General features: G+C 73.8%; 8 protein-coding genes. 6 read left to right on the top strand and 2 right to left on the bottom strand.

Going from position 1 to position 7,020, the window contains the following annotated elements:
• Positions 1 to 124: 124 nt before the first annotated feature.
• From NQ160_RS03480 to NQ160_RS03460, 5 genes are all read left to right on the top strand, one after another.
• Positions 125 to 1,651, top strand: a complete 1,527-nt coding sequence (locus tag NQ160_RS03480) for an ABC transporter ATP-binding protein (protein WP_257513851.1) — start codon at positions 125 to 127, stop codon at positions 1,649 to 1,651.
• On the top strand, positions 1,648 to 2,424 hold the full coding sequence (locus NQ160_RS03475; RefSeq protein WP_257513850.1) for an energy-coupling factor transporter transmembrane component T family protein: 777 nt from the start codon (positions 1,648 to 1,650) through the stop codon (positions 2,422 to 2,424). The genes NQ160_RS03480 and NQ160_RS03475 overlap by 4 nt, the downstream gene beginning before the upstream one ends.
• Positions 2,425 to 2,621: 197 nt before the next feature.
• On the top strand, positions 2,622 to 3,383 hold the full coding sequence (locus NQ160_RS03470; protein WP_257513849.1) for an SDR family NAD(P)-dependent oxidoreductase: 762 nt from the start codon (positions 2,622 to 2,624) through the stop codon (positions 3,381 to 3,383).
• A gap of 26 nt (positions 3,384 to 3,409) precedes the next feature.
• Entirely contained in the window at positions 3,410 to 4,219 is an 810-nt protein-coding gene (locus NQ160_RS03465) for an enoyl-CoA hydratase/isomerase family protein (protein ID WP_257513848.1), read from the top strand.
• On the top strand, positions 4,216 to 5,043 hold the full coding sequence (locus NQ160_RS03460; protein ID WP_257513847.1) for an SDR family oxidoreductase: 828 nt from the start codon (positions 4,216 to 4,218) through the stop codon (positions 5,041 to 5,043). The genes NQ160_RS03465 and NQ160_RS03460 overlap by 4 nt, the downstream gene beginning before the upstream one ends.
• Before the next feature lie 154 nt (positions 5,044 to 5,197).
• Here NQ160_RS03460 and NQ160_RS03455 read toward each other — a convergent pair whose 3' ends face one another.
• The gene (locus NQ160_RS03455) at positions 5,198 to 6,043 is read right to left on the bottom strand and encodes an HAD family hydrolase (protein WP_257513846.1); all 846 of its coding nucleotides are present in this window, start codon (positions 6,041 to 6,043) and stop codon (positions 5,198 to 5,200) included.
• Positions 6,040 to 6,690, bottom strand: coding sequence for a TetR/AcrR family transcriptional regulator (locus NQ160_RS24835; protein ID WP_257513845.1), 651 nt, complete (start codon positions 6,688 to 6,690; stop codon positions 6,040 to 6,042). Before NQ160_RS24835 ends, NQ160_RS03455 begins: the two co-directional genes overlap by 4 nt.
• Positions 6,691 to 6,775: 85 nt before the next feature.
• Here NQ160_RS24835 and NQ160_RS03445 point away from each other — a divergent pair.
• Positions 6,776 to 7,020 (top strand): hypothetical protein (locus NQ160_RS03445; protein WP_441338260.1); only part of this gene is annotated, 245 nt, incomplete at its 3' end.

Here is a 7,020-nt window from a genome sequence, read left to right as displayed (position 1 = left end):
TCGACGACGCTCTCGGGCGCGGTCATCGCGGGTCTCGGCGCCTGGCTCATCGCGCGAGGGCTGGCCGCCACCGGTGCGCTGGGCAGGTTCGCGGCAGGCCGCGAGGTCTCCCGGCGCGTCTGACGTGCCGGCATCCGCTGCCTCCCCACCCGCCGCCGTCGAGGCCCGCGGGTGGGGCTGGCGCTATGCGACGCGTGAGGCCTGGGCGGTGCGCGACGTGTCGCTGCGCATCGAGCCGGGCCAGCGCGTGCTGCTTCTCGGAGCGTCGGGATCGGGCAAGTCGACCCTGCTGCAGGGCATCGCCGGCGTGCTGGGCGGGGCCGACGAGGGCGAGCAGGAGGGTGCGCTGTTCGTCGGCGGCGAGCCGGCAACGGCGACACGCGGCACCGCAGGACTCGTGCTGCAGGATCCCGACAGCCAGACGATCCTCGCGCGCGTGGGCGACGACGTCGCCTTCGGCTGCGAGAACCTCGGCGTGCCACGGCGGGAGATCTGGCAGCGGGTGGACGCGGCGCTGGACGCGGTCGGCCTCGACGTGCCGCTGGACCGGTCGACCTCTGCGCTGTCGGGCGGGCAGAAGCAGCGCCTCGCGCTCGCCGGTGTCATCGCGATGCGTCCGGGGGTCCTGCTGCTGGACGAGCCGACCGCGAACCTCGACCCGGCAGGCGTCGCCGAGGTGCGCGACGCCGTGGGCCGGGTCCTGGATGCCACCGGCGCCACACTGATCGTCATCGAGCACCGGGTGGACGTGTGGCTGCCGCTGGTGGACCGCGTCGTCGTGCTTGCGCCGGGGGGCGGTGTGCTCGCAGATGGGTCCCCGCGCGCCGTGCTGGGTTCGGGGGAGCACACCCCCCGCGAAGCCGACCTGCCGCGGCAGCTCGCTGCGGCAGGGGTGTGGGTTCCCGGCATCGCCCCGCGGGTGCCGCCGCCGCCCGCCGGGGCGCCCGGCGAGGCGCTGCTGAGCGCGCGCGGACTCGTGGTGGCGCGCACCCCGGGGGTTCCGGTCGCCGGCCCGCTGGACCTCGAGGTGCAGGCGGGGGAGGTGCTGGGCGTCGTCGGGCCGAACGGCGCCGGCAAGTCCACCCTCGGACTCACCCTCGCGGGGTTGGCGCGGTCCGAGGCGGGGCGGGTCGTGGCATCCGACGCGCTCGCCGCGGGGGTTGCGGCGCGCCGACGTCGGGCCGATGCCGGAACCGACCCGGCCGGCTGGTCGTCGCGCAGCCTGCTGACGCGCATCGGCACGGTCTTTCAGGATCCCGAGCACCAGCTGCTGGCGCGCACCGTGCGCGAGGAGCTGGCCGTCGGGCCGCGTGCGCTCGGCCTGCCCGAGGCCGAGGTGGCGGCGCGGGTGGACGACTTGCTCGAGCGGCTGCGGCTCGCGCGTCTGGCCGAGGCCAATCCCTACACGCTCTCCGGCGGCGAGAAGCGCCGGCTCACGGTCGCCGCGACGCTCGCGACGCGCCCCCGCGTGATGGTGCTGGACGAACCGACCTTCGGTCAGGATGCCACCACGTGGGCCGAGCTCGTGGCGATCATCGCGGGGCTCCGCGACGGCATCGACGAGCGAGGTCCGCTCGCGATCGTCGCGATCACCCACGACGAGGCCGTGCTCGCAGCCCTGCATGCCCGCCGCTTCGAGGTGGGCCGGTGAGTCCCCGGGTCGGCAGCGGTCCGGTCGCCGCGCGCAACGCGGTCGCCAAGCTCGGCGCCGCGCTGCTCATCGCCCTGCCGCTCGTCGTGACGATCGATCCGGTGTCGGCGCTTGTCGCCCTGCTGCTGGAGATCCCGTTGCTGCTGGCGGCGGGGCTCAGCGCCCGGCAGTTCTGGCTGCGGACGCTGCCGCTGTGGATCGCCGCTCCCACCTCCGCCGTCACCATCGCGCTCTACGGCGCGACGAGCGGCGATGTCTACGTCGAGTGGCTCTTCGTCCGGGTGAGCGAGGGGTCGCTGCTGCTGGCGGCGGCGACCTTCTTGCGCGTGCTTGCGATCGGCCTGCCCGCGGTGGTGCTGTTCGTCACGGTGGACCCCACCGACCTCGCCGACGGGCTGGCGCAGATCGTGCGGCTGCCGGCCCGCTTCGTGCTCGGGGCGCTCGCCGGCATGCGGATGCTGGGGCTGCTCGTGGATGACTGGCGGGCGCTGTCGCTCGCGCGGCGGGCGCGCGGCGTCGCCGACACCGGGCGACTGCGGCGGGCGGTGGGCACAGCGTTCGCGCTGTTCGTGCTCGCGATCCGGCGGGGGTCGTCGCTCGCGACCGCGATGGAGGCCCGCGCCTTCGGCGCCCCGGGCGCGCGCACCTGGGCGCGGGAGTCCCGGCTGACCGTCGCCGACGGCATCCTGCTGCTCTCCGGCGCCACGATCTCGGCCGTCGCGCTCGCGGTGTCGATCGCGGCGGGAGCGTTCACCCCGATCCTCGGCCGCTGACCCGCCCCGGCGCCGGGCGGGCAAGGGCGGGGCTCGGCGGGAAAGGGTGGGACGGGCGCGACATCCGGCCAGTGTGCACCCTGGAGGGTCTGGCACGGACACCGCACCCCGGGACCGATAGCCTGGGAGCCGCGACGCCGCGCATGGCACCGGGTCGCACTTACCGTGAGACGCAGCACCAGTTCGAAGGAGAACACATGGACATCGCCGGCGCATCCGCCCTCGTCACGGGAGGCGCGAGCGGGCTGGGACTGGCCACCGCGCGACGCCTGGCCGACGCCGGCGCGCACGTCGTCATCATCGACCTGCCCTCGTCCGCCGGCGCCGAACGCGCCGCGGAGTTCGGCGGCACGTTCGCCCCCGCCGACGTCACCGATCCGAGCGAGGTGGCCGCCGCGGTCGCCACCGCCGCGAGCATCGGGCCCCTGCGGGTGGTGGTCAACTGCGCCGGCATCGCCCCGCCCGCGAAGGTGCTGGACCGCGACGGCGCCCCGACCCCCCTCGGGGACTTCGAGCGCATCGTCCGGGTAAACCTCATCGGCACCTACAACGTGGTCGCGCAGGCATCCGCCGCCATCGCCCGCACCGAGCCGACCGCCGACGGCGACCGCGGCGTCATCGTCAACACCGCCAGCGTCGCCGCCTTCGACGGACAGATCGGCCAGCCCGCCTACGCCGCCAGCAAGGGCGGTGTGCACGCGATGACGCTCCCCATCGCGCGGGAGCTGGCGCGCTACGGCATCCGGGTCGTCACCATTGCCCCCGGCATCATGGAGACGCCCATGCTCGCGAGCCTGCCGCAGGCCGCGCAGGACTCCCTCGGCCAGCAGGTGCCCCACCCCGCACGGCTCGGCCGGCCCGACGAGTACGCGGCCCTCGTGGCGCACATCGTCGACAACGGCTACCTCAACGGCGAGACCATCCGCCTCGACGGCGCCATCCGCATGGCACCGAAATGACCGGCACTCCGACGAGAAGAGATGACATGAGCGACGCCATCCTGTTCAGCGTCCACGACGGGCTCGCCCGCATCACGCTCAACCGGCCCGAGAGCCTCAACGCCTTCGACGCCGCGCTCGCCCGCGAATGGGAGCGCGTCACGGTCGAGGCGACCTCCCGCGACGACGTCGGGGCCATTGTGCTCGACGCCGCCGGGCGGGCGTTCTGCGCCGGCGGCGACGTGCGCGCGATGGCCCAGACCATGGGGTCCGGCCAGGACATCAGCGATCTCGCCGAGGTGATCAACACCGGCATCCGCGCTCTGACGGAGTCCGCGATCCCCGTCGTCGCCGCCGCGCACGGCACCACCGCCGGCGGGGGACTGGGGATCCTGCTCACCAGCGACTACGCGATCGTGGGCGCGGACTCCCGCATCGGCAGCCTCTACGCGAACATCGGACTGACCCCCGACCTGTCGGTGTCGGCCCAGCTCGCCCAGGCGGTCGGTCAGCGCCGGGCGCTGCAGCTCGTGCTGCAGGACCGCATGCTGACGGCGGAAGAGGCCCGGGACTGGGGTCTCGTGGCGGAGGTGGTCGGCGGCGAGGATGCCGAATCGATCGCCGCGGCGGTTCGGGCGCGCGCCGAGGAGGTCGCCCGGTTCTGGTTGGCCGGCGCCTACGGCGCGTACGGGCAGGCCAAGCGGCTCATCCGCTCCCGGCCCGAGCGCACCTTCGCCCAGCAGCTCGACGAGGAGGCCCGCTCCATCGGCGCGGCCTTCGACACCCCCCAGGCGAAGGCCCGCGTGGCCGCGTTCGCCTCGGCATCCCGCAAGACCGCTTCGAAGGAGAACGCATGAGCCTCGCCGGCAAGACCATCCTGATGTCCGGCGGCAGTCGCGGCATCGGCCTCGCCATCGCCCTGCGCGCCGCGCGCGACGGGGCGAACATCGCGCTGCTGGCGAAGACCGACACCCCGCACCCGAAGCTCGAGGGGACCGTGCACACGGCCGCCGAGCAGATCCGGGCGGCGGGCGGGCAGGCGCTGCCGCTCGTGGGCGATGTGCGCAACGACGACGACATCATGGCGGCGGTGCTGAAGACCCAGGGCGAGTTCGGCGGCATCGACATCGTCGTGAACAACGCCAGCGTCATCGACCTGTCGGGCTCACTGGATCTCTCGGCGAAGAAGTACGACCTGATGCAGGACGTCAACGTCCGCGGCACGTTCATGCTGAGCCGTGCGGCCGTGCCGATGCTGAAGGATGCCGAGAACCCCCACATCCTCTCGCTGTCGCCGCCGCTGAACCTCTCGCCGCGGTGGCTGGGCGCGCACACCGGCTACACCCTCGCGAAGTACGGCATGACGATGGCCACCCTCGGGATGGCGGCCGAGTTCGCCGACGACGGCATCGCGGCGAACACGCTGTGGCCGGCGACGACGATCGCGACGGCCGCGGTGCAGTTCGCCCTGGGCGGCGACCGCATGATGAAGGTCAGCCGCACGCCGGAGATCTACGCGGATGCCGCCTACGAGGTGCTGATCCGTCCGGCCTCTGAGCGCAGCGGCCAGACGCTGATCGTCGAGGACGTGCTCGCGGAAGCGGGCGTCACCGACTTCTCCGGCTACGCCGCGACGCCGGGAACCCCCGACAGCGAGCTGTTCCCCGACATCTTCCTGTGACGGTCGCGCGGCGGCCCGCGCTGCTCCGGTGTCGCAAATGGCGGGTTCGGCGTCGCTCGACTGTGCGAATGTGACACTCGAGCGGCGCGGCGCGGCGCGGCGCGGCGCGGGGAGGGCGCGGCGCGGCGAGGGGGCGTCGGGGGCGTGGGCAGGCTCAGCCTGCGACGAGGCCGTGGCGCACGAACGCGCGGTGCACGCCGTCGTGGTGGATGCTCGTGGTCACCTCGTCGGCGCGCGCCTTGAGCGCCTGCTCGGCGTTTCCCATCGCGATGCCGACGCCGCACACCTCGAACATCTCCACGTCGTTCCAGCTGTCCCCGATGCCGATCGAGTCGGCCGCGTCGATGCCGAGCCGCTCGAGCACGCGCTGGATCGCGGAGCCCTTCGTCGTCCCGCTCATGCCGATCTCGCCGTTGGTTCCGCCCGGCAGCGGCATGCTGCCCGCGACGACGTGGAAGCGGTCGCCGAGGTCGCCCCGCGCGCGCTCGACGGTTCCGGCGTCGTCGCCCAGGAACACCGCCTTGGCGACGTGGTCGAGGTCGATGTCGGCCATGTCCAGGAACCGCGGGGTGCTCTGCGGAGCGGTCTGCGGCTCGTCCGCGTCGCTGTGGACGCTCAGCGACTGCTCCATGAACGCGGCGGTGGCCGCCTGCACCTCCGGGGTCGCGTACACGGCGGCATCCGTCTGCAAGAAGTAGAGGATGCCGTGGTCCTCGAAATAGCCGATCAGCCGCTCCACGGCATCGCGTGGCATGGGGTCGGCCACGATGACCTCGTCGCCGGCCGTGGCGTAGGCGCCGCCGTTGGTGATGGCGCCGTCGAAACCGATCTCCCGGACGCGGGGGTCGATGTCGCCGTCTGAACGGCCGGTGCAGAGGTACACCAGGCAGCCGGCGGCGCGGGCGGAGCGCACCGCCTCGATCGTCGAGGGGGCGATGTCCCTGCCGTGGTCGAGGATGGTGCCGTCGACGTCGAGGAAGGCGATGCGGGGGATGGTCACGGCGTGCTCCCTGGGGGGTCGGGCGCGGTCAGGTCGGAGGTCGACGCCGCGGAGGGCACGGCGCGCAGCCCCGCCTCGAGGATCGCAGTCAGGCGGGGGATGAGGTGGGGGGCGGATGCCGCGATCGCCGCCGGCTGCGGGCGGGTGATCATCCCGACTGCGAGCACGAGTTCGAGGGGGTCGAGATCGGCGCGCACGAGGCCGGCGGCGCGGGCGGCGGTGAGTACGTCGGCGACGCGGCCGAGGGTGTCGTCCTGCGCTGCGCGGACGTCGGCGGAGATCTCGGCCTCCGCGGGATGGGCGAGCGCCTCGGTGAGCGCCCCGAGGTCGAGTCCCACCAGGGCGTGGAGGAAGGCACGCCAGGCGTCGTCGGGCGTGCCAGGCAGCGCCTGGAGTGCGCGGCCGGCGGCATGGCGCATCTCGGCCAGGATCGACAGCGCCACGGCCTCGGTCAGCTCCGCGCGCGAGGCGAAGTTGCGGTAGAGCGTCGCGATGCCGACGCCGCCCGCCTCGGCGATCGCCTCGAGTGGCACCGACGCGCCTTGCGCGGCGAACAGCCGACGGGCTTCGCGCACGATCGTCTCGCGTCTCTTCAGGGCGTCGGAGCGCATGGCGGGCCTTCCGGTGTCGATCATGGGGCGTCGCACGTCGGCTCTCAGCGTATGTGGAGGAGGGATCTCCGTATAGTGGAGGCATTCCCTCCGCTTCGCCTTCGGGCAGACAGGACTCCGCATGACTTCTCCCACCGCCGACGCCGTCGCCCCGGCCACCGCAGCGCGTCGCGCGCCGTCGCCGCTCGCGAAGATGCTGGGTCTCACCGCCGGGCTCGGCGTGATCCTCGTCGTGCTGCTGATGCTGTTCGTGATGCCGTCGCTCAAGAGCGGCGCCCAGAACCTGCCGCTCGGCGGCGCCGGCGGCGGCGCGGGGGGGGGGCGGGGGGAGGTGTGGGGGGGGGGTGGGGCGGGAGGCGGCGGTGA

The sequence above is a fragment of the Microbacterium sp. zg.Y909 genome (assembly GCF_024626565.1).
Note: the sequence above shows the minus strand (reverse complement) of the source record. Positions and strands in the feature narration are given on the sequence as shown.

Coding starts and splice junctions, on each gene's coding strand:
- NQ160_RS03470 (WP_257513849.1), top strand. CDS start 2,622: ATGGACATCGCCGGCGCATCCGCCCTCGTCACGGGAGGCGCGAGCGGG.
- NQ160_RS03465 (WP_257513848.1), top strand. CDS start 3,410: ATGAGCGACGCCATCCTGTTCAGCGTCCACGACGGGCTCGCCCGCATC.
- NQ160_RS03460 (WP_257513847.1), top strand. CDS start 4,216: ATGAGCCTCGCCGGCAAGACCATCCTGATGTCCGGCGGCAGTCGCGGC.